At 66.7% G+C, this 20834-nt stretch carries 19 protein-coding genes and 1 pseudogene; 18 read left to right on the top strand and 2 right to left on the bottom strand.

Going from position 1 to position 20834, the window contains the following annotated elements:
* The first annotated feature begins 6 nt into the window (after positions 1-6).
* The 17 genes and pseudogenes from I6U14_RS11180 to glmS all read left to right on the top strand — a co-directional run bounded on the left by I6U14_RS11180 (position 7) and on the right by glmS (position 18127).
* The gene (locus I6U14_RS11180) at positions 7-978 is read left to right on the top strand and encodes a KpsF/GutQ family sugar-phosphate isomerase (protein ID WP_296899344.1); all 972 of its coding nucleotides are present in this window, start codon (positions 7-9) and stop codon (positions 976-978) included.
* Between the two features lie 141 nt (positions 979-1119).
* Positions 1120-2274: a DegT/DnrJ/EryC1/StrS aminotransferase family protein gene (locus I6U14_RS11175; RefSeq protein WP_296899342.1), complete on the top strand. Its 1155-nt coding sequence runs from the start codon at positions 1120-1122 to the stop codon at positions 2272-2274.
* Positions 2275-2325: 51 nt separating this feature from the next.
* Complete coding sequence (gene mnmG / locus I6U14_RS11170) at positions 2326-4218, top strand: tRNA uridine-5-carboxymethylaminomethyl(34) synthesis enzyme MnmG (RefSeq protein WP_296899340.1); 1893 nt, start codon at positions 2326-2328, stop codon at positions 4216-4218.
* Complete coding sequence (gene rsmG, locus I6U14_RS11165) at positions 4218-4919, top strand: 16S rRNA (guanine(527)-N(7))-methyltransferase RsmG (RefSeq protein ID WP_296899338.1); 702 nt, start codon at positions 4218-4220, stop codon at positions 4917-4919. The genes mnmG and rsmG overlap by 1 nt, the downstream gene beginning before the upstream one ends.
* A gap of 156 nt (positions 4920-5075) precedes the next feature.
* The gene (locus I6U14_RS11160; RefSeq protein WP_296899337.1) at positions 5076-5864 is read left to right on the top strand and encodes a ParA family protein; all 789 of its coding nucleotides are present in this window, start codon (positions 5076-5078) and stop codon (positions 5862-5864) included.
* Positions 5865-6066: 202 nt separating this feature from the next.
* Positions 6067-6975: a ParB/RepB/Spo0J family partition protein gene (locus I6U14_RS11155; RefSeq protein ID WP_296899356.1), complete on the top strand. Its 909-nt coding sequence runs from the start codon at positions 6067-6069 to the stop codon at positions 6973-6975.
* Positions 6976-7163: 188 nt separating this feature from the next.
* Complete coding sequence (locus tag I6U14_RS11150) at positions 7164-7499, top strand: ATP synthase subunit I (protein ID WP_296899336.1); 336 nt, start codon at positions 7164-7166, stop codon at positions 7497-7499.
* A gap of 25 nt (positions 7500-7524) precedes the next feature.
* Positions 7525-8388, top strand: coding sequence for a F0F1 ATP synthase subunit A (gene atpB, locus I6U14_RS11145; RefSeq protein WP_296899335.1), 864 nt, complete (start codon positions 7525-7527; stop codon positions 8386-8388).
* 89 nt (positions 8389-8477) lie between these two features.
* Positions 8478-8711: a F0F1 ATP synthase subunit C gene (gene atpE / locus I6U14_RS11140; RefSeq protein ID WP_058557788.1), complete on the top strand. Its 234-nt coding sequence runs from the start codon at positions 8478-8480 to the stop codon at positions 8709-8711.
* A gap of 110 nt (positions 8712-8821) precedes the next feature.
* Complete coding sequence (locus I6U14_RS11135; RefSeq protein WP_296899334.1) at positions 8822-9292, top strand: F0F1 ATP synthase subunit B; 471 nt, start codon at positions 8822-8824, stop codon at positions 9290-9292.
* Positions 9293-9301: 9 nt separating this feature from the next.
* Complete coding sequence (locus tag I6U14_RS11130; RefSeq protein WP_296899333.1) at positions 9302-9841, top strand: F0F1 ATP synthase subunit delta; 540 nt, start codon at positions 9302-9304, stop codon at positions 9839-9841.
* Positions 9842-9916: 75 nt separating this feature from the next.
* Positions 9917-11458, top strand: coding sequence for a F0F1 ATP synthase subunit alpha (gene atpA / locus I6U14_RS11125; protein ID WP_296899332.1), 1542 nt, complete (start codon positions 9917-9919; stop codon positions 11456-11458).
* A gap of 203 nt (positions 11459-11661) precedes the next feature.
* Complete coding sequence (atpG, locus tag I6U14_RS11120) at positions 11662-12525, top strand: F0F1 ATP synthase subunit gamma (protein WP_296899330.1); 864 nt, start codon at positions 11662-11664, stop codon at positions 12523-12525.
* A gap of 95 nt (positions 12526-12620) precedes the next feature.
* The gene (gene atpD / locus I6U14_RS11115) at positions 12621-13997 is read left to right on the top strand and encodes a F0F1 ATP synthase subunit beta (protein WP_296899328.1); all 1377 of its coding nucleotides are present in this window, start codon (positions 12621-12623) and stop codon (positions 13995-13997) included.
* A gap of 104 nt (positions 13998-14101) precedes the next feature.
* Positions 14102-14527: a F0F1 ATP synthase subunit epsilon gene (locus I6U14_RS11110; RefSeq protein ID WP_296899326.1), complete on the top strand. Its 426-nt coding sequence runs from the start codon at positions 14102-14104 to the stop codon at positions 14525-14527.
* A gap of 269 nt (positions 14528-14796) precedes the next feature.
* Positions 14797-16158 (top strand): bifunctional UDP-N-acetylglucosamine diphosphorylase/glucosamine-1-phosphate N-acetyltransferase GlmU, encoded by a 1362-nt coding sequence (gene glmU, locus I6U14_RS11105; RefSeq protein WP_296899324.1) that lies wholly within the window; start codon positions 14797-14799, stop codon positions 16156-16158.
* 137 nt (positions 16159-16295) lie between these two features.
* A pseudogene (gene glmS, locus I6U14_RS11100) lies at positions 16296-18127 on the top strand (glutamine--fructose-6-phosphate transaminase (isomerizing)).
* Between the two features lie 57 nt (positions 18128-18184).
* Here the strand turns inward: glmS and I6U14_RS11095 are convergent.
* Together I6U14_RS11095 and I6U14_RS11090 are read right to left on the bottom strand one after the other, a co-directional pair.
* Positions 18185-18424 carry an RND transporter gene (locus I6U14_RS11095; RefSeq protein ID WP_296899323.1) on the bottom strand — a complete coding sequence of 80 codons (240 nt, stop codon included), beginning with the start codon at positions 18422-18424 and terminating at the stop codon, positions 18185-18187.
* A 118-nt stretch (positions 18425-18542) separates the two neighbouring features.
* Complete coding sequence (locus tag I6U14_RS11090; RefSeq protein WP_296899321.1) at positions 18543-19385, bottom strand: hypothetical protein; 843 nt, start codon at positions 19383-19385, stop codon at positions 18543-18545.
* A gap of 357 nt (positions 19386-19742) precedes the next feature.
* Here I6U14_RS11090 and I6U14_RS11085 point away from each other — a divergent pair.
* The coding region (locus I6U14_RS11085; RefSeq protein ID WP_296899319.1) for a hypothetical protein at positions 19743-20834 on the top strand (1092 nt) is incomplete at its 3' end.

Genomic DNA, 20834 nt, shown 5'->3' with positions numbered 1-20834 from the left:
CCGCCGATGCCGGACGCCCCCGAGCCCCTCACATCCTCCCGCCGTATCGACTGTGCGGCGGTGGCCCGCGAGGTGTTCGAGATCGAGGCCGCGGGCGTGCTCGGCCTAGCCCGCAACCTTGACGGCGCCTTCACCGCTGCGGTGGAGGCCATCATCGCCACCCGTGGGCGGGTCATCGTCTGCGGCATGGGGAAATCCGGCATCATCGGCAAGAAGCTCGCCGCGACCCTGGCCAGCACCGGCACCCCAGCCTTTTTCATGCACCCGGGCGAGGCCTTCCACGGCGACCTCGGCATGGTGACGCCGGCGGACACCTTCATTGCACTGTCCAACTCCGGCGAGACAGAGGAGCTGGTGAAGCTCCTGCCGTTTCTGCGGGACAATGGCAACCGCATCGTCGCGTTGACGGGCAATGCCCGCTCCACGCTGGCGGCGCACGCGGACCTCCACCTGTCCGTGCGAGTTGAGCGTGAGGCCTGTCCGCTGCAATTGGCGCCCACCGCCTCCACCACCGCGGCGCTGGCTATGGGCGATGCGCTGGCGGTAGCTCTGATGCGCGCGCGGGACTTCCAGCCCGGGGACTTTGCGCGCTTCCACCCGGGCGGCAGCCTGGGCAGGCGGCTGCTGCATACGGTGCGCGAGGAGATGCGTGGCCAGCACCTGCCCTTCGTGCACCCGGAAGCCGACGCCGACGCTGTGCTGGGCGCAGTGACGGACGGCGGCCTCGGCATTGCACTGGTGAGCAGCGACCGCAGCCGGGCCGAGGGCATCGTCACCGACGGCGACCTGCGCCGTGCCGTGCAAGCCCACCGGGAGGCCTTCTTTCAGAAGACCGCTCGCGACCTGATGACGCCCGACCCGGTCACTATCGGCGCCGACAGCAACATGCAGACCGCCATCGAGCTCATGGCGAAGCACCGGATCACATTGCTGGTGGTGGTGGACGACACCGGCGTCGTGGGCGTGGTGCAGAAATGACAGGACCGGGGACCGAGGGCCCAGTTAGGAGACCCGGCGGATACTGAGTCCTAGCCACTAGCCATGATGTCGTGCAGTCGGAAGCTCGACGTTTTCTGCGGCCATCTGGCGCGGTCAAGCACACAATAAGGGGGTAGCGCGATGCAGTTCATCGACCTGAACGCACAACAGCAGCGCATCGCGGCGGACGTGGATGCGCGGATCAAGGCCGTTCTGGCGCATGGGCGCTACATTCTGGGGCCCGAAGTGACGGAACTGGAAGAACGCTTGGCGGACTACGTCGGCGTGCGCCACTGCGTCGGTGTTGCCAGCGGCACCGACGCTCTGTTGGTGGCCTTGATGGCGCTCGACATCGGTCCGGGTGACGAGGTCATTACCTCGCCCTTCACATTCGTCGCCACTGCGGAGGTGATCGCGCTCCTGGGTGCAGTACCCAAGTTCGTCGATATCGACCCTGTCAGTTACAACATCGACCCTGACCGCGTCGAGTCTGCGATCAGCCCCAGGACACGCGCCATCATGCCCGTCTCCCTCTACGGGCAGTGCGCCAACATGGACGCCATCAACACCATCGCCGAGCGCCACGGCCTGCCGGTTATCGAGGACGCTGCGCAGAGCTTCGGTGCGACCTACAAGGGCCGGCGCTCCTGCGGACTTTCGACCATCGGCTGCACCTCGTTTTTTCCGTCCAAGCCGCTCGGCGCCTATGGCGACGGCGGTGCCTGCTTCACCGACGACGATGAGCTCGCCGCCCGCATCCGCCAGGCTATGAACCACGGCCAGGATAAGCGCTACAGTCATCCTCGCCTTGGAATCAACGGCCGCCTGGATACCCTTCAGGCTGCCGTGCTTGTCGCCAAGCTCGCCATTTTTCCGGATGAGGTCGAGCGGCGCGCCGCAGTCGGCGCCCGCTACACAGCGCTGCTCCAGGCCCGCGGCGCCCAAAGCATCAAGGATTCCCGAGAGGGTCTGCTCACCCCGCATGTAGACCCGGACAACACCAGCGTCTTCGCGCAGTACACCCTGCAGGTGGACGACCGCGACGCCGTCGTCGCCAAGCTCATGGCCGAGGACATTCCCACCGCTGTGCACTACCCGATCCCACTGAACCGCCAGGGCGCCTACGCGCACTATTGCTGCCCCGACTGCACGCCCAATGCGGACCGCGCTGCCGCCCGCGTGCTCAGCCTGCCCATGCATCCGTACCTAAGCGCCGAAGACGCCGAGCGCGTCGCGGACGCCGTGGCCTACCCTGGGAGCGCCGGCTCTCAGCCGGTCTGGGCCGCTGCGGAATGAATCCCGATCGATTCGCTAGTATAGGGTTCTCACCCGGTAAGACTGCGAGCCATGTCGAGCAATCAGAGATACGACGTCATCGTCGTCGGCGGCGGCCACGCCGGTACTGAGGCGGCACTCGCCGCGGCCCGCTTGGGCGCGCGCACGCTGCTGCTCACGCACAACATCGAGACCATCGGCCAGATGAGCTGTAACCCAGCTATCGGCGGTATCGGCAAGGGTCACCTGGTGAGGGAGATCGACGCACTGGATGGGCTTATGGCCCGCGCCGCGGACCGCGGCGGCATCCAGTTCCGGATTCTGAACCGCCGCAAGGGACCCGCGGTACGCGCCACCCGCGCCCAGGCGGATCGGGTGCTGTACAAAGCGGCCGTGCGCTTTGCTGTTGAGCAGCAGCCGAATCTCTGGCTGTTCCAACAGGCGGTTGACGATCTGATCCTGGAGCCCACCGGTGGCAGCGAGCGTGTGGCCGGTGTGCGCACCCAGATGGGCCTGCAATTCCAGGCGCCGACGGTGGTCCTGACCGTGGGCACCTTCCTTGGCGGGCGCATCCACGTGGGGCTTACTAACCACCGCGGCGGCCGTGCGGGCGACCCCCCCTCCATCGCGTTGGCCGAGCGTTTGCGGGAGCTCCCCTTCACCGTCGACCGGCTCAAGACCGGCACCCCGCCGCGCATCGACGCCCGCAGCATCGACTTCTCGCGCCTGGAGGAGCAGCCCGGCGACACGCCAGTGCCGGTGTTCTCCTACCTGGGTGACGCCGCGGAGCACCCGCGCCAGGTGAGCTGCCACATTGCCCGCACCACCGAGCGTACCCACGACATCATCCGCGGCGGGCTGTCGCGCTCGCCGATGTTCACCGGCATCATCGAGGGCGTCGGGCCGCGCTATTGCCCCTCCATTGAGGACAAGGTCGTGCGCTTCGCGGACAAGACCTCGCACCAGATCTTCGTGGAGCCGGAGGGGCTCGAGGCTACCGAGATCTACCCCAACGGCATCTCCACCAGCCTGCCGTTCGAGGTGCAGCAAGACCTGGTGCGCTCCATTCCGGGGCTCGAGCAGGCGCATATCACGCGCCCGGGCTATGCCATCGAGTACGACTTCTTCGACCCGCGCGACTTGGCACCGACGCTCGAGACCCGCTTCGTGCCTGGGCTCTATTTCGCCGGGCAGATCAACGGCACCACAGGCTACGAAGAAGCTGCGGCCCAGGGGCTGTTCGCAGGTGCGAATGCGGCGCTGCGGGTGCTCGGCCGCGACCCCTGGACCGTCCGCCGGGACGAGGCCTATATCGGCGTACTGGTGGATGATCTCATCACCCGCGGCACCAACGAGCCCTACCGTATGTTCACGAGCCGCGCCGAGTACCGTCTCATGCTGCGGGAGGACAACGCGGACTTGCGGCTCACCGAGACAGGCCGCCGCCTCGGTCTCGTCGGGGAGGACCGCTGGAGACATTTCGAGGCCAAGCGCGAGACCATCGAGCGTGAGCGTGAGCGCCTGCGGGAGTGTTGGGTGCGTCCGAAGACGGCGGCGGCACAGACTTTAGAGCAGTCCACCGGCGAGCACATTGCCCGAGAGGTCCGGGCGCTCGACTTGTTGGCCCGGCCTCGCGTTCGCTACGCAGACCTCGTGGCGGTGCCAGGCATGGGCCTGGGTGCAAGGCCCGTTGACCTTGAAGTGGCGGAGCAGATCGAGATCCAGACCAAGTATGCGGGCTATCTGGAGCGCCAGCAGCACGAGGTGGCCCGCCAGCAGGCCGAGGACGCCCGCAGCCTTCCCGAGGACTTTGACTATGGCAACGTGCGCGGCCTGTCGGCGGAGGTACGCGAGAAGTTTCAGCGCGTGCGCCCTGCCACCATTGGCCAGGCGGCGCGGATTCCTGGTGTGACACCGGCCGCGGTGTCGCTGCTGTTGATTCACCTGAAGCGCCAGAGCGCCTGATGGCGGCGCCGGCCCCGCCACCAGCCAGCACCTCGGCCGCCGCGGGTGGCGAGTCGGAGCGCACGCCGGCTGCTCGACTGGAGGCCGGCCTCGCTGCCCTCGGCGTTGCTGCCACCGAAGAGCAGCGCCGGCAGCTGCTGGGATATGTGCACCTCCTGGTGCGCTGGAACCGTGCCTATAACCTCACCGCCGTGCGCGAGCCCCTGGACATGATCCCGCGCCACGTGCTGGACAGCCTCGCGGTGCTGCCCTGGGTGCAACGGGGGCCGGTGCTCGACGTCGGTACGGGGGCGGGCCTGCCCGGGCTGCCGCTTGCGATCCTGCGCCCCGACCTCGCCTTTACGCTGCTCGACAGCAACGGCAAGAAGATCCGATTCGTGCGTCAGGCGGTGCTGGAGCTTGAGCTCACCAGTGTCACGCCGGTGCAGGCGCGGATACAGACGTACCGGCCACGGGTGAATTTCGCTACCATAACGGCGCGCGCGGTGGCGTCGCTCGTCGAGCTTTGCCGCGACTGTGAGCCGCTGCTCGCACCAGGAGGCGTGCTGTTGGCCCTGAAGGGCCGTGACCCGGCGCCGGAGCTTGAGGCCCTGGCCACGGCCCCGCCACTTCGCGTCTGCGCGCAAGCGATCCGGGTGCATCGACTCACGGTGCCGATGCTCGACGCCGAGCGTTGCCTGGTATCGGTGCCGTTCGACTAAGTCGGCGCCCCTGGCCACGCCGCCCAGGCGCCCCTGGCCACGCCGCCCAGGCGCCTCAGGCGGCGTGCGCCGTTGGCAAGTGCCCCGCGCCGCCCGGCTCCTTCGTCACGGTCTTACGGACGGCGCCATGCGCCAACACACGCTCGCAGGAACCACATGGCCCGCATCATCGCCATCGCGAACCAGAAAGGCGGGGTCGGCAAGACCACCACCGCCGTAAACCTGGCCGCATCCCTTGCCTCCATGGGCCGGCGTGTGCTGCTGGTGGACATGGACCCCCAGGGTAACGCGACCATGGGCGTCGGCGTGGACAAGAATGCGCTGGAGCATACGGGCTGCGATGTGCTGCTCGACAACGCGCCCTTTGCCCAGTGCGTGGTGCGGGTGCCAGAGCCCGCACCCGGTTTTGACCTGCTGCCGTCCAATGGCGACATGACCGCCGCCGAGGTGGGCTTGATGCAAGCTGAGGCCCGCGAGCGCACCCTGGCAGTGCGGCTCGCCGCGCATGCGGAGGCGTATGAGGTCATCCTGTTGGACTGCCCGCCGTCGCTCAACATGCTGACGGTGAATGCGCTGGTGGCAGCGGACGGCGTACTGATCCCAATCCAGTGCGAATACTATGCACTCGAGGGGCTCTCCGCCCTGCTCGACACCATCGAGCAGATCCGCACCAGCCGCAATGGGGCGCTGCGCATCGACGGCATCCTGCGCACCATGCACGACCCACGGAATAATCTGTCGAATCAGGTTTCCACGCAGCTGGTGACGCACTTTAAGGGCCAGGTCTACCGAACCATCGTGCCGCGTAACGTGCGCTTGGCCGAGGCGCCGAGTCACGGCCTACCGGTGCTGGAATACGACCGCAGCTCCCGCGGCGCGCTGGCATATTTAGCGCTCGCCGGCGAGGTGATGCGCCGCCGTGAGCCGGCGCCGAATGCCGCCTGAGCCGACCCAGACCCGGCCCCTGCTCCGGAGCCACCCGCGCCAATTGAGCCGCTTCGGTACCGTGAAGAACGCCCTATCGCTGATCGACCCACCGATTGATGTCCCACCCGAGCCGCCGCCGACCGCCTATGCCCAGAATCCAGCAGAGCTCTCGCCGGCTATCCATGAACCGCGGAGGCCGGCGGAGAAGGGGGTGCAGCCTATGACCAGCGCCAAGAAACGGGGGCTTGGCCGGGGTTTGGACGCGCTGCTGAGCGGTGCGCGTCAGGATACGGGCGCGACGGTCGTCGACGACGCCGCCGCTGAGCCGCTCACGCAGGCGGCGCCCGGTGAGTCGATTCTGCGGCTGCCGCTTGGGCATATCGACCGCGGCCGCTATCAGCCGCGTCGCGAGTTCGACCCGGACGCCATGCGCGAGCTCGCAGACTCCATCGCAAGTCAGGGTGTGCTCCAGCCCATCGTCGTGCGCCCGGTGGCTGGCGGCCGCTTTGAGATCGTCGCCGGCGAGCGCCGCTGGCGCGCGAGCCAGCAGGCAGGGCTCGCGGAGATCCCCGTTGTGGTGCGCGAGGTGGACGAGCAGACCGCCCTCGCCATCGCCCTCATCGAGAATATCCAGCGCGAGAATTTGGCGCCGCTGGAAGAGGCCGGCGCCCTGAGCCGCCTGCAGGAAGAGTTCGGCCTCACCCACCAGCAGGTGGCCGAGGCCGTCGGCAAGTCGCGCACTACGGTGACCAACCTGCTGCGGCTGTTGGAGCTCGGTGGCGAGGCCAAGTCGCTGCTGGACGCCGGCCGGCTGGAGATGGGCCACGCCCGCGCATTGCTCGGACTCAAGGGCGATGCGCAAACACTGGCGGCGCGGCAGGTGGTCTCCCGCGGGCTCTCCGTACGCGAGACCGAGCGGCTGGTGCGTCGGCTGCAGAGCGAGGCACCGGGCGCAGAGCGCCCTCGCGAGCCGGGACAGGACCCGGACATCCGCCGCCTGCAGGATGACCTCGCAGAGCGTCTCGGCGCCCGTGTCGCCATCCAGCACGGCGCCAAGGGCGGCGGAAAGCTGGTGATCGCCTACAACAGCCTGGACGAGCTGGATGGCATCCTCGGCCACATCCAGTGATGGCCCCCGACGCCCGTCATCAACCCGTCAAACCGAATCGTCTCGCTTATGGCAATATGGGCCGGATCTGGTCAGGGATTTGACCAGAATATTCGGGCACGCTTATACTCGCGGGCCTTTGCGGGGGACCGGTGATTTCGGGGAGTACCCGGGGGTTAGGCCCGCGTGATCGCGCTCAGCTGCGCCGCTTGCTGCTCTGGCAAGTTGCTTTCGGCGTCGCGGCGATCGTGCTGGCATCGCCTTTTGGCGACACCGCCTTGAAGTCGGCGGCCATCGGCGCAGGCGTTTGCCTCCTCGCCAACTGGGTGTTCGCCCTGAGGGTCTTCCGTCGCTACCGCGCGCAAGCGCCGACGGAGCTCGCGCTGCGGATCTACTCGGCCGAGATCATCAAGATCGTGCTGATCCTCGGCCTGTTCGGGCTCGCGTTCGCCACCCTTGCGGATCTCAATTTGCCGGCGCTCCTCAGCACCTACTTCGCGGTGCAGGTGCTGCCCGCGCTGTTTGCATCGCGGCCGACGCAATAGCAGGGCCGCCAACCAGGACTGATCGATGGCTGCAGATACGCTCACCGCCCAGGATTACATCTCGCACCACCTGACCAACCTCACCCTGGGCTTCCATCCGGAGCATGGGCTCACCTTCGCGCACGACGCCGAAGAGGCCGCCGCCATGGGCTTCTGGGCGCTGCATGTGGACAGCCTGCTGTGGTCCATCGGCCTCGGCTACCTCGCGTACCGCTTCATGCGCGGCGTTGCACAGAAGGCAACCGCCGGTGTGCCCACGGGCGCGCAGAATTTTCTGGAGTGGATCGTCGACTTCGTCAATGAGAACGTGCGCGGGTCCTTCAGTGCCAAGAACGACCTCGTAGCCCCGTTGGCGCTGACGGTCTTTGTCTGGGTCTTCCTGATGAACTTGATGGATCTGCTCCCAGTGGACCTGATCCCGTATGCGTTTGCGCAGTTCATGAGCCTGTTCGGCGCTGACCCCCACCACGTCTACATGCGCATCGTGCCGACCACCGACCCGAACATCACCTTCGGCATGTCGCTCGCGGTGTTCCTGCTGGTGCTCTACTACAGCATCAAAATCAAAGGCGTCGGCGGCTTCGCGTCCGAGCTGACCATGCAGCCCTTCGGCAAGTTCGGCCTGCCGGCCAACCTGGTCCTGGAAGGCATCAGCCTGCTCTCTAAGCCTCTTTCGCTGTCGCTGCGGCTGTTCGGCAACCTCTACGCCGGTGAGATGATCTTCATCCTCATTGCCTTGATGTACGGCCACAACCTGCTCCTCGATGTCTCCGGCATGACGCTGCAGCTCGCCTGGGCCATCTTCCACATCCTGATCATTACACTCCAGGCTTTCATCTTTATGGTGCTCACCATCGTCTATCTGGACATGGCGCATCAGCACCACTGAGGCCAGCCGCCGCTGGTAGCGCCTGCGCTGCCTGATCTCGACACCGAACACCCTGACCATCCAACCAAACCGATCCCAAGGGGAACAACATGGAACTCGCACAAGCACTCGTCTACGTCGCCGCCGGTCTGATGCTGGGTCTCGGCGCTATCGGCGCCGGTGTCGGCATCGGCGTGCTCGGTGGCCGCTTCCTGGAGGGCGCCGCGCGCCAGCCGGAGCTGATTCCAATGCTGCGCACGCAGTTCTTCATCGTCATGGGCCTGACCGACGCGCTGCCCGTCATCGCCATCGCGATGGGGCTATACGCGATGTTCGCCCTCTGAGCTGTCCTCTGGTCCCCGAAGCCCACGACGGGCGGTCGGCGGCCCTATACAGACCAGGCAGCTGGTGACCGCCGTTCAACACTAGAGGCACAAGTCAGAAAGGCAGACGGATGAACATCAACCTTACTTTGCTCGTGCAGATGATCGCCTTCGGCGTGTTCGTCGCCTTCTGCATGAAGTACGTCTGGCCGCCGATCATGAAGGCGCTGGAAGAGCGCACGGCGAAAATCGCCGAGGGACTCGCTGCTGCCGAGCGCGGCAAAGAGGAGCAGGAGCTGGGCGAGCAGCGCGCGCTGGAGGTCATGAAGGAGGCCAAGACCAACGCGGCGGACATCGTCTCCCAGGCGCAGAAACGCTATAACGAGATTGTCGACGAGGCCAAGCGCGACGCCCAGGCGGAGGCGGAGCGCATTCGCCACGCGGCTCAGGCCGAAATCGAGCAGGAAGCCAATCGCGCCCGCGAGGAGCTGCGTGAGCGTATGGGGCAGCTCGCGGTGGCCGCTGCTGAGAAGATCCTGCAGAAAGAGGTCGACGCCAAGACGCATCAGGACCTCATCGCGTCCTTCGCCAAGCAGATCTAGGGGGAGAGCATGGCCGGAGACACCACCACCATCGCCCGCCCTTATGCTGAGGCCGCCTTCGAGGTGGCTAAGGCGGACGGCACGGTAGACGCCTGGGCCGAAGGACTGGCATTGCTCGGCGCCGTCGTCGAGGACCCGCAGGTGACCGCGCAGATAGGTAGCCCGAACGCCACCTCACAGCAATTGCGCGATCTGATCTTCGGCGTCGCCGGCGAGGGCTTGAGCGAGCACCTGCAGAATCTCGTGCGCCTGCTCGCCCAGAACAAGCGTCTCATTGTGCTGCCGGACATCGCCCGACTCTTCGCGCAGATGAAGACCGTTTACGACGGCTTGCGACACATCGAGGTCACCAGCGCCTATCCGGTGGACGACGCCGAGCGCAGTGCCCTCGGCGAGCGCCTGAAGGCTCACTTCGGCGGCGACGTGGACCTCACCGTGGCCGAGGATCCAAGCCTCATCGGCGGCGTTAAAGTTCGCGCCGGCGACATCGTCATCGACGGCTCGGTGCGCGGCAAGCTGGAGCGCCTGTCCAACGACCTGCAATTCTGACGGCCGCCGGGCTGAAGCGCCCTAGCACGGCGCGCGTCGGCTGCCGTCATCGGAGACTCTCAGCGGAGCAATCCCATGCAACTCAATCCCTCCGAGATCAGTGACCTGATCAAACAGAAGATCGAGCAGTTCGATCTCAAGACCGAGGCGCGCGCCGAAGGCACTATCGTCAGCCTAACCGACGGCATCGTGCGCATCTACGGTCTCTCGGATGCCCAGTATTACGAAATGCTGGAGTTTCCGAACAACATCTACGGCCTGGCGCTGAACCTGGAGCGTGACTCGGTCGGTGCCGTGGTGCTCGGTGATTACACCACGCTCTCCGAGGGCGACTGGGTGCGCTGCACCGGCCGTGTGCTGGAAGTGCCAGTAGGCGAGGGCCTGCTCGGGCGGGTCATCGACTCGCTGGGACAGCCGCTGGACGGCAAGGGCCCGGTGCAGTCCGAGGCCACCTCGCCCATCGAGAAGATCGCGCCGGGCGTCATTGCCCGCAAGTCCGTGGACCAGCCCATGCAGTCCGGCATCAAGGCCATTGACGCCATGGTGCCGGTCGGTCGCGGCCAGCGTGAGCTCATCATCGGGGACCGCCAAACCGGCAAGACAGCGGTGGCCATTGACGCCATCATCAACCAGAAGGGCACCGGCGTTAAGTGCATCTACGTCGCCGTCGGCCAGAAAAACAGCTCCGTCGCAGGCGTGCAGCGCAAGCTCGAAGAGCACGGCGCCATGGAGCACACCATCATCGTGCATGCCGGCGCATCGGATTCAGCGGCCATGCAGTTCATCGCCCCTTACGCCGGCTGCGCCATGGGCGAGTACTTCCGGGACAAGGGGGAAGACGCGCTCATCGTCTACGACGACCTCACCAAACAGGCTTGGGCTTATCGACAGGTGTCGCTCTTGCTGCGCCGCCCGCCCGGCCGCGAAGCCTATCCGGGCGACGTCTTCTACCTGCACTCCCGCCTGCTGGAGCGCGCTGCGCGCATCAACGAGCATGAAGTGGAGAAGCTCACCGACGGCAAGGTCAAGGGCAAGACCGGCTCGCTGACGGCGTTGCCGATCATCGAGACCCAGGCGGGCGACGTGTCGGCCTTCGTCCCCACCAACGTCATCTCCATCACCGACGGGCAGATCTTCCTGGAGACCGACCTGTTCAACGCCGGCATCCGGCCCGCCATCAATGCCGGTCTGTCCGTGTCCCGTGTCGGCGGCTCCGCCCAGACCAAAATCATCAAGAAGCTTGGCGGGGGTATCCGCCTCGCGCTGGCCCAGTACCGTGAGCTCGCGGCCTTCTCGCAGTTCGCATCCGACCTGGACGAGGCTACCCGCAAGCAGCTCGAGCGGGGTGAGCGTGTCACCGAGCTGATGAAGCAGATGCAGTATCAGCCTATGAGCGTTGCGCAGATGGCCGTGTCGCTGTTCGCCGTCAACGAGGGCTACCTCGACGACGTCGAGGTCAAGAAGGTCGTGGACTTCGAGCGCGCTCTGCAGAGCTACATGGGCTCGGCCAAGAAGGACCTGCTGGACAAGATCAATGCCTCCGGCGACTACAGCGACGAGATCAAGGAAGCCCTGCATGCGGCGCTGAAGGACTTCAAGGCAAACAATACCTGGTAGGGGTTCAGACGGTCGTTCGCACAGAAGCGCACCGATGCGCCTGAGCGGCAGGGCCTGCACGCCATGGCCGAGGGCCAAGGGCCGGGGACTCCTCGGCAGCGACCTCAGCCCTCAGCCCCCGGCCCTTTTTGTCAGCCCTTTGCGCAAGGCGATGCCCTCGCATTCGCCCAGCGACAGTTAGAACCCCCGATTCGGAGCCCCTTATGGCAGGCGCCAAAGAAATCCGCACCAAGATCTCCAGCATCAAGAGCACGCAGAAGATCACCAAGGCCATGGAGATGGTCGCGACGTCGAAGATGCGTAAGGCGCAGGACCGCATGCGTGCCTCGCGGCCCTACGCCGAGAAGATGCTTCAGGTCATCCGGCATCTGGCCAAGGCGTCGCCGGAGTATCACCACAGCTTCCTCGCCACTGAGCGGGAGGTGAAGCGGGTGGGTTACATCGTCGTGTCCTCCGACCGCGGGCTCTGCGGTGGTCTCAACGCCAACCTGTTCCGCAAGCTGGTGTCGGAGATCCGCCAGCACCGGGACAACGGCGTGGATGCCATGTTCTGCACCATCGGCAACAAGGCGCTCGGGTTCTTCCGGCGCTTCGGCGGCAAGGTCGAGGCACAGGTCACGCACCTCGGCGACAAGCCGCACATTGAAGACCTCATCGGCACCGTCAAGGTGATGCTGAATGCCTTCGAGCAAGGCGAGATCGACGCGATCTACATCGCCTATAACGAGTTCGTGAACACCATGACCCAGCAGCCGACGATCCGGCAGCTGGTGCCCATCCAGGCCGAAGAGGATGGGCCGACCGGGCCGATCTGGGACTACATCTACGAGCCCGACGCTCGCCTGGTGCTCGACAACCTGCTCACCCGTTACATCGAATCACTGGTGTACCAGGCAGTGGTGGAGAACGGCGCCTGCGAGCAGGCTGCCCGGCGCGTGGCCATGAAGGCCGCCACCGACAATGCCGGCGGCCTCATCGATGAGCTGCAGCTGGTCTACAACAAGGCCCGCCAGGCGGCAATTACGCAGGAGCTCTCCGAGATCGTGAGCGGCGCTGCTGCGGTCTAGCCCTCAGTGCAGGCAACCCATACGGACCGAATTCCCCATTCAACCCATCGATCCGCTTCGCGCTGCGGCGTGAGGCAGCAGACGAGGAAAACATTATGAGCTCCGGTAAGGTCGTGGAAATCATCGGCGCCGTCGTCGATGTTCAATTCCCCCGCGGCGAAATGCCCAAGGTCTACGACGCGCTGATGATCGACAAGAACGGTCTGACGCTGGAGGTCGAGCAGCAGTTGGGTGACGGTGTGGTGCGCACCATCGCCATGGGCTCCACCGACGGTCTGCAGCGCGGCGTGGACGTCACCAACACCGGTAAGCCCATCAGCGTGCCGGTGGGTCAGCCGACGCTCGGCCGCATCATGGACGTGCTCGGCCGTCCCATCGACGAAAAAGGCGAGGTCGCGGCCGACGAGCTCTGGTCCATCCACCGCAAGCCGCCGACCTTCGAGGAGCAGTCCGGTGCCACCGAGGTGCTGGAGACCGGCATCAAGGTCATCGACCTCATCATGCCAATTGCCAAGGGCGGCAAGGTCGGACTGTTCGGCGGCGCCGGCGTGGGTAAGACGGTCACGCTGATGGAGCTGATCCGCAACATCGGCGTTGAGCACTCGGGCTACTCGGTGTTCGCCGGCGTGGGCGAGCGTACCCGCGAGGGCAACGACTTCTACCACGAAATGACCGAATCCAACGTGCTGGACAAGGTCGCTCTGGTGTACGGTCAGATGAACGAGCCGCCGGGCAACCGCCTGCGCGTGGCACTCACCGGACTGACCATGGCCGAGTTCTTCCGTGACGAAGGTCGTGACGTGCTGATGTTCATCGACAACATCTACCGTTACACCCTCGCTGGCACCGAGGTCTCGGCGCTCCTGGGCCGCATGCCGTCCGCGGTGGGCTACCAGCCGACGCTGGCCTCCGAGATGGGCGCGCTGCAGGAGCGCATCACCTCCACCAGCACCGGCTCCATCACCTCCTTCCAGGCCGTCTACGTGCCCGCGGATGACCTTACCGACCCGTCGCCCGCCACGACCTTCGCGCACTTGGACGCGACGCTCGTGCTCTCGCGCCAGATTGCGGAGCTCGGCATTTATCCTGCGGTTGACCCGCTGGACTCCACCAGCCGTATCCTGGACCCGAATGTCGTCGGTCAGGAGCACTACGACACCGCCCGTGCCGTGCAGGGTACGCTGCAGCGCTACAAGGAGCTCAAGGACATCATCGCCATCCTCGGCATGGACGAGCTCTCCGACGAGGATAAGATGATCGTCGCCCGCGCGCGCAAGATCCAGCGCTTCCTCTCGCAGCCGTTCTTCGTGGCGGAGGTTTTCACCGGCTCTCCGGGCAAGTACGTGTCCCTCAAGGACACCATCGCGGGTTTCCAGGCCATCGTCAACGGCGACCACGACGCGCTGCCTGAGCAGGCGTTCTACATGGTCGGCTCCATCGAAGAGGCCGTTGAAAAGGCCCAGAAGATGTAAAGCCGCGGGTCCGGTCGGGGCGGCAACCGGCGCCCCAGCCCCGGCTTCTGCCGTTGGATTCAGCCGACCGCGGCGATCCGCTCAGACCATCGGAGTCCGCCAACATGGCAATGCAGATTCACGTGGACATCGTAAGCGCCGAGGGTGCAATCCACTCGGGAAGTGCCACGATGCTCTACGCCCCAGGCGAGATGGGCGAGCTCGGCATCGCCGCCCGCCACGCCCCCCTCATTACTCGGCTCAAACCGGGTGATGTTCGAGTCGAGGACGACCACGGGAACATGGAGCATTTCTATGTCTCCGGCGGCATGCTCGAGGTGCAGCCGGACGTCATCACCGTCCTGGCGGATACCGCCATTCGCGCCGAGAATATCGACGAGGCCAAAGCCCTGGAGGCGAAGCGCCGCGCGGAAGATACCCTCGCCGGGCAGACCGCAGAGTTCGAATACGCTAAGGCGCAGGCCGAGCTGGCCGAAGCCATTGCCCAGCTGCGCGCTATCGAGAAGCTGCGCAAGATGCGCAGCAGTTGAAGCGCATCGACGCAGGCGGCTGCCGCAACGAGCCTGCCGCCTATGCGGTAATCCAGCGGCAGTGCTTTTGAGTCGAATCAGCTTGCGCTATGCCCGCACAAGCCGCCTCCCGCAACCAGCGTCCTAACCCATGATCATGTACCCGCGGCCAATGCTCCAGCGTGGCACCGATGACGCCATCGGCGTCGGCGCCCTGCGGTGAGGCCCTGCCCGGCCGTGTCCCGCAGCAATCAATACCTGGGCCACCTGCCCGCCCGGATCCCTGCCCCATGACCTTGGGCGTCGTCATACTCGCCGCCGGAAAGGGCACGCGTATGCGCTCGTCCTTGCCGAAGGTGCTGCATCCCCTCGCCGGCCGTCCGCTGCTGCGCCATGTGCTCGACTCGGCTGAAGCGGTCGGCGCCGCTCGAGTCTGCGTAGTGTATGGCCATGGCGGCGAGTTGGTGCCGCAGACACTGGCCGATGCGGACTGCAGTTGGGTGGTTCAGGCGGAGCGCCTCGGAACCGGGCACGCCGTGCAGCAGGCACTGCCGGCTATGACGGGCGTGGACCGGGTCCTGGTCCTCTACGGCGACGTGCCCCTCATCGAGGCGGAAACCCTGAATCGGCTCATCGCCGACAGCAGCGACACGTCGCTCGGTCTGCTCACTATGACCCTGGCCGATCCCACGGGCTATGGGCGTATCGTCCGGGATGGCGCCGGCCGCGTGCTGCGGATCGTCGAGCAGAAAGATGCGAGCGACGCCGAGCGCGCCATCAGCGAGGTCAACACCGGCATCATCGTTGCGGACCGCGAGCGGCTCGCGCATTGGCTCGGGCGCATCGATAACGACAACGTCCAGCGTGAGTACTACCTCACCGATATCATCGGCCTCGCTACTAGCGATGGTGTCGATGTGGTGACGGCCCAACCCGAGTGCCTGGAAGAAGTCGCCGGCATCAACGACCGCGTCCAGCTCGCCGAGCTGGAGCGCTATCATCAACGTCGCACCGCCGAATGCCTAATGCGCCGCGGCACGACTGTCATGGACCCGGCGCGCATCGATATCCGCGGCAGGCTCGACTGTGAGCGGGACGTCGTGCTGGACGTGAACCTTATCTGCGAGGGCGATGTGTACATCGGTGCTGGTGCCCGCATCGGACCAAACTGTGTGCTCAAGGACTGTTACATCGGCGCCGGCGCGGAGGTTCTCGCCAACTGCGTCATCGAAGGGGCGAGCATCGGTGCCGATGCTCGCATCGGTCCCTTCGCGCGGCTGCGGCCGGAGGCGGACATCGGCCGCGAATGCCACATCGGCAATTTCGTCGAGGTGAAGAAAGCGCGTATTGCGGAGTCGAGCAAGGTCAATCACTTGAGCTACATCGGCGATGCCGAGATCGGCGTGCGGGTAAACGTCGGCGCCGGCACCATCACCTGTAACTACGATGGCGCGAATAAGCACCTGACCCAAATCGGGGACGGCGCCTTCATCGGGTCTAACACCGCGCTGGTGGCGCCGGTGTCCGTCGGTCCCGGCGCTACCGTTGGCGCGGGCTCCGTGATCATCACGGACGCACCGCCCGAGCAGCTGACACTGAGCCGTGCACGGCAGGTGACCATCGAGGGCTGGGAGCGGCCTCGAAAGAAGTAACGAGTAACGAGTTACGAGGATCTGCGTTCGCTCGGCCGAGCTCGGCTTTCTTTTCTTTTGTCGCCCTTAGATCGCCTCGCGCCTCGATACTCGATACTCGATACTCGCCCCTAAGCCCATAGCCGGAGCTCAATGTTATGTGCGGCATCGTCGGCGCCATCGCTCAACGGCCCGTGGCGGCCATCCTGCTGGAGGGGCTGAAGCGGTTGGAGTATCGCGGTTATGACTCCGCGGGTCTCGCCGTGCTGAGCCCCGGCGGCGGCATGCGGCGCCTGCGCACGCTCGGCAAGGTGTCCAAGCTGGTAGACGCCGTCGCCGCGGAACCGTTCGAAGGCAGCATCGGCATCGCCCACACCCGCTGGGCCACCCATGGTGAGCCGTCCACCGAGAATGCCCACCCGCATATTTCGGGCGAGCGTTGCGCCATCGTGCACAATGGGATCATCGAAAACCACGCCGCCCTGCGGGCGAAACAGATCGCCGCGGGGCACAGCTTCGGCTCACAGACCGACACAGAAGTGGTCGTCCATGCCGTATACGATGAGCTAGCTGCGGGCCATTGCCTCACCGAGGCCGTGCGGCGGACCGCCGGGCGGCTGGAGGGGGCTTACGCGCTGGGTGTCATCGACTCGAAGGACCCCAGCCGGCTCGTGGCCGCCCGCCAGGGCAGCCCGCTGGTGATCGGCGTCGGCTTCCAGGAGCACTTCATCGCCTCCGATGTCTTCGCCCTGCTGCCGGTAACCAACCGGTTCATCTTTCTGGAAGAAGGCGACCTTGCGGAGCTGCGGCTCGACGGTGTCACCATCTGGGACCGTGACGGCGAAGTGGTGGAGCGCCCGGTGCGTGAGTCCACGGTGGCTGCGGACTCGGCCGAGCGCGGCGAGTACCGTCACTTCATGCAGAAGGAAATCTTCGAGCAGCCGCGGGCCATCGCCGATACCTTGGAGGGCCGTCTCGCCGCCGAGCATGTGCTCCCGGAGGCCTTCGGTCTCGAGGCCGAGGCCGTGCTGGCTCAGGCTCAGGCCGTCACCATCGTCGCCTGCGGCACCAGCTACCATGCTGGGCTTGTGGCCAAGTATTGGATCGAGGCCCTCGCCAGCATGCCCTGCCATGTGGAGGTAGCCAGCGAGTACCGCTACCGCAAGCATGTAGTGCCGGCGGACGCCCTCTTCGTCACCGTCTCCCAGTCCGGCGAGACCGCCGACACCCTGGCCGCGCTGCGCATCGCTAAGCACAGCGGCTATGCGAACACCCTCGCCATCTGCAACGTCCCCGAGAGCTCCCTGGTGCGGAGTCGGACCTGGTGCTGCTCACCCACGCCGGGCCCGAGATCGGCGTGGCCTCCACCAAAGCCTTCACGACGCAGCTGGTCGCGCTCTTGCTCTTCTCCCTCAACCTCGCTCGCACCCGCGGCATGGACGCGGCGCAGGAGGCCCAGGCCGTCCGCCTGCTGCGTGGGCTGTCGGCGCAGCTGGAGGAGGTGCTCGCCATCGACCCGCAGATCGCCGCTCTGGCCGAGCACTTCGTGGAGAAGCACCATTGCCTCTTCCTCGGCCGCGGTGAGCAGTATCCGATTGCGATGGAAGGGGCGCTCAAGCTCAAGGAGATCTCTTACATCCACGCCGAGGCCTACCCGGCCGGCGAGCTCAAGCACGGGCCGCTGGCCTTGATCGACGAGGACATGCCCGTAGTGGCTGTGGCGCCCAACAACGCCCTGCTGGAGAAGCTCAAATCCAATTTGGAGGAGGTCCGCGCCCGCGGCGGCCAGCTCTATGTCTTCGCCGACACCCAGGTGCCCATGCAGGAGGAGCCCGGCATCACCGTCATACGCCTCCCCGAGACCGACGACCTTATCGACCCCCTCGTCTTCACCATCCCCATGCAGCTGCTGGCCTACCACGTGGCGACCCTCAAGGGCACCGACGTAGACCAGCCACGCAACCTGGCCAAGTCGGTGACGGTGGAGTAGCGGCCGTCCTTATGGTGGCGGTCGTGTAACGCCCCTTCTCCCGCCTTTTTCAGATACCTATAGACTCGGTCCGTGGCGCGGCTTTGACAACAGGCGGATCAGCTTGGCGAGCAACAACAGCCAGGGCGTGCCGTGCAACAGCAGATCGAAGATGTCGATGGGCCTAACCAGCTCGCCCGCGGCCAGCATCTTGAGCTTCTCCCAGACGTGGGGCTCCGGGAAGAATGGGGCGAGCCCCAGGGTCAGCGCCAGGATAAGCAGCAGTGGGAGGGACAGTCGATCGAGCCAGTCGAGCACGGGTAAGCCTTGTTTGTTTTCGGGGACCTGCGCCCACCGGGGAAAGCGCGTGGTCAATTGGCGGCATGGTGCCTGCCTGCGCCGGTTCGGTCCAGCGCCCCTCGCCTGTGAGGTTGCTTCAGACCGTCCCCGCCCCGCGCACGCGACCCCAAAGCCGCCAGCCGGCGGCTGCGAGCATCGCCGCCCAAAGCGGCGAGAGCGCTGTCAAGCCAGCGCCGCCCTGCCAAAAGGCGGCCGCCAGCGCGGCGGCCAGCGCCAGAAGCTGGCCTGCTTGTACCCGTTTGGTGCTGAGCGGCTCACCCGTCTCGTCCGCCGTGCTCTCGATGCCAATCTGCGCAAGGACCACCGGGATGAACAGCGCGGCTAGTGCCAGCGCGGCGAGTACCGCGGTCAGGTCAGGCAACGGCCGCGGCCCCTCGGGCATCAGCACGATGACGACCGCGGCGGCGATCGTGGCGGCGCCGATGCCGGTGATGAGCCGCCGCCGGCTCGGTGGCGCTAGGATGCCGTCCAACAGCACCGCAACGCCGGCGGCGGCCAGATAGACGGGCTGCGCCGGTAGGGAGATCAGCACGCCCAGGGCTAGGAGTAGGCCCAAATCCAGCACCGTTGCGGGGAGGCCGGTACTGCGGTTCACCGCGCGCACGGCCAGCAGCACGAGGAAGAGCGCGCCGATGTCCGGCAGCCCCGCCGCCAGCAGCCCGGGCAGGCTGAGGGCGGCGCCGAGCAGGGCGGCGTCGCTCTGGTCGGGGTCCAGCTCCCGAGCGAGCGCCCAGGCCAGAAAGCAGGCCAGTGCGGCCAGGGCTGCGGAGCCGAGTGCCGCGAGCCAGCTGCCGGTGTGCAGACCGAAGATGAGCCAGGCCGCCACCAGCACGGCGGCGCTCAGACCCAGGATGCGGCGGTTGCTGGCATAAGCGGTGTCGACGGGGCGCGCCAGGCCCGAGAGGCGTCGCAGATTCATGATAATCGCTCACTGCTGCAGAAGCATGACGGACAGATCGCGTTGATCCGGGCGGAGTTCCAGGGGCACGACGCGTGCAATGGATGGCGGCAGCTCCAGCGGGTGCGCGGATTGGGCGTCGGGCTGTTGCGGCGCCTGGCGTGCCTCATCGTAAGCGCTCGATTACCAGCCGCGAGTCCACCCCGCACAGGCCTCCACCGGAGGGCCCCGCGCCGCACGAAGCGCCCATCGGGTGCAGACCTGCGCCGGCGGGCGCAACGGAAGCGATGTGCGCCAGATGCCTATGCGGCCCCCGATCGTGCGACCATGCGCCCGACCCATTACAGCGACGCCCGACGGAGCTGCCCCGCAGCCGACATGACCACACAAGGCCCAGATGCGCGAGAGCAGGACACGGGGGAGGATGAGCGCTTCTGGCAGCTCGTGCCCATCGCGGACTACCGTCTGCCGCAGACGCCGGCAGCGGGCGCAGCGCGGGCGCGCTGGGCCTCGCTGCGGCGGCTGTTCGCGCCCCACCGGGAGGCGCCCGAGGCGCCCGCCCGCACTGAGGCCGATCTGCGCGGGCTCACGGCGCAGCGGCTGGACGCCCTGGCCGGGCCCGTGGACTGGACCGCCGGCGCCGCGGCGCTCGATCAGCAGCTTGAGCAAGATACAGACGGCGTCTGGTTCGTCATCGGTCCGCCGCACAGCGGGCATGTGGCGCTGCTGAATGCTTGGGCGGTCCGGCAAGGCGCCCGCCGCATCGAGCCGCCGGGGGATGACGCCATCCTGAGTGCGGACCGCGCCTGGCTCGCCGCCTGGCCGCGGGAGGCGGGTCGCTGGCTTCTGCCGCGGCTGGAGCAGTGCTGGCTGCGCCATGCGGCCGGCCTGGCCTTGGCGCGCGAGCTGCTGACGCGGGCCCAGGCGGGCCAGCTCGGGCGCGGCGTCATCGGCTGCGACAGCTGGGCCTGGGCTTATCTGCGCCAGGTCGCCCCGCTGCCCACGCGTCGCGTGCTCACCCTTCAGGCCTGCGACGGCGAGTGCCTCGCGGGGCTCTTCCGCAGCCTCGTAGCCGCCGAGGTGCGCCGCCCCGTGCGCTTTCGCCACGCCCACAGCGGCAAGCCGGTGCTGGTGGTGGATGACGCCAAAGACGCCGCCGGCGCCGCGGAGCTTGAATACCTCGCCGCGCGCTGCCGCGGCAATACTGGGCTGGCCCGGGCGCTCTGGCGCTCGCGTCTGCGTGCCGAGCCGGATGCCGACAGCGACGATGCGGACACTGCCAACGTGGACGACGGCACCAGCATCTGGCTGGCAGCGGCCGAGGAGCCGAGCCTCGCCGCCCGGCCGGACGAGACGGGCCCCTTGGTCCGGCCTGCGCCCCTCCCGCACCACCGCCTGCCCCGGCCCCCGCACGCGGCCCTCGTGCCCTTGCCCCCACCCCCGGGCACGGGCCCCCCGCCACGCGCCCCC

Origin of the sequence: Thiohalocapsa sp. (genome assembly GCF_019695415.1) — a bacterium.
GTDB lineage: Bacteria > Pseudomonadota > Gammaproteobacteria > Chromatiales > Chromatiaceae > Thiohalocapsa.
The sequence above is the reverse complement of the archived record's forward strand: the minus strand, read 5'-3'. Positions and strand labels throughout refer to the sequence as shown.

What these genes read in the sequence shown, in the direction of transcription:
- I6U14_RS11180 (WP_296899344.1), top strand. Translation starts at nt 7, where the DNA reads ATGCCGGACGCCCCCGAGCCCCTCACATCCTCCCGCCGTATCGACTGT.
- I6U14_RS11175 (WP_296899342.1), top strand. Translation starts at nt 1,120, where the DNA reads ATGCAGTTCATCGACCTGAACGCACAACAGCAGCGCATCGCGGCGGAC.
- mnmG (WP_296899340.1), top strand. Translation starts at nt 2,326, where the DNA reads ATGTCGAGCAATCAGAGATACGACGTCATCGTCGTCGGCGGCGGCCAC.
- rsmG (WP_296899338.1), top strand. Translation starts at nt 4,218, where the DNA reads ATGGCGGCGCCGGCCCCGCCACCAGCCAGCACCTCGGCCGCCGCGGGT.
- I6U14_RS11160 (WP_296899337.1), top strand. Translation starts at nt 5,076, where the DNA reads ATGGCCCGCATCATCGCCATCGCGAACCAGAAAGGCGGGGTCGGCAAG.
- I6U14_RS11155 (WP_296899356.1), top strand. Translation starts at nt 6,067, where the DNA reads ATGACCAGCGCCAAGAAACGGGGGCTTGGCCGGGGTTTGGACGCGCTG.
- atpB (WP_296899335.1), top strand. Translation starts at nt 7,525, where the DNA reads ATGGCTGCAGATACGCTCACCGCCCAGGATTACATCTCGCACCACCTG.
- atpE (WP_058557788.1), top strand. Translation starts at nt 8,478, where the DNA reads ATGGAACTCGCACAAGCACTCGTCTACGTCGCCGCCGGTCTGATGCTG.
- I6U14_RS11135 (WP_296899334.1), top strand. Translation starts at nt 8,822, where the DNA reads ATGAACATCAACCTTACTTTGCTCGTGCAGATGATCGCCTTCGGCGTG.
- I6U14_RS11130 (WP_296899333.1), top strand. Translation starts at nt 9,302, where the DNA reads ATGGCCGGAGACACCACCACCATCGCCCGCCCTTATGCTGAGGCCGCC.
- atpA (WP_296899332.1), top strand. Translation starts at nt 9,917, where the DNA reads ATGCAACTCAATCCCTCCGAGATCAGTGACCTGATCAAACAGAAGATC.
- atpG (WP_296899330.1), top strand. Translation starts at nt 11,662, where the DNA reads ATGGCAGGCGCCAAAGAAATCCGCACCAAGATCTCCAGCATCAAGAGC.
- atpD (WP_296899328.1), top strand. Translation starts at nt 12,621, where the DNA reads ATGAGCTCCGGTAAGGTCGTGGAAATCATCGGCGCCGTCGTCGATGTT.
- I6U14_RS11110 (WP_296899326.1), top strand. Translation starts at nt 14,102, where the DNA reads ATGGCAATGCAGATTCACGTGGACATCGTAAGCGCCGAGGGTGCAATC.
- glmU (WP_296899324.1), top strand. Translation starts at nt 14,797, where the DNA reads ATGACCTTGGGCGTCGTCATACTCGCCGCCGGAAAGGGCACGCGTATG.
- I6U14_RS11090 (WP_296899321.1), bottom strand. Translation starts at nt 19,385, where the DNA reads ATGAATCTGCGACGCCTCTCGGGCCTGGCGCGCCCCGTCGACACCGCT.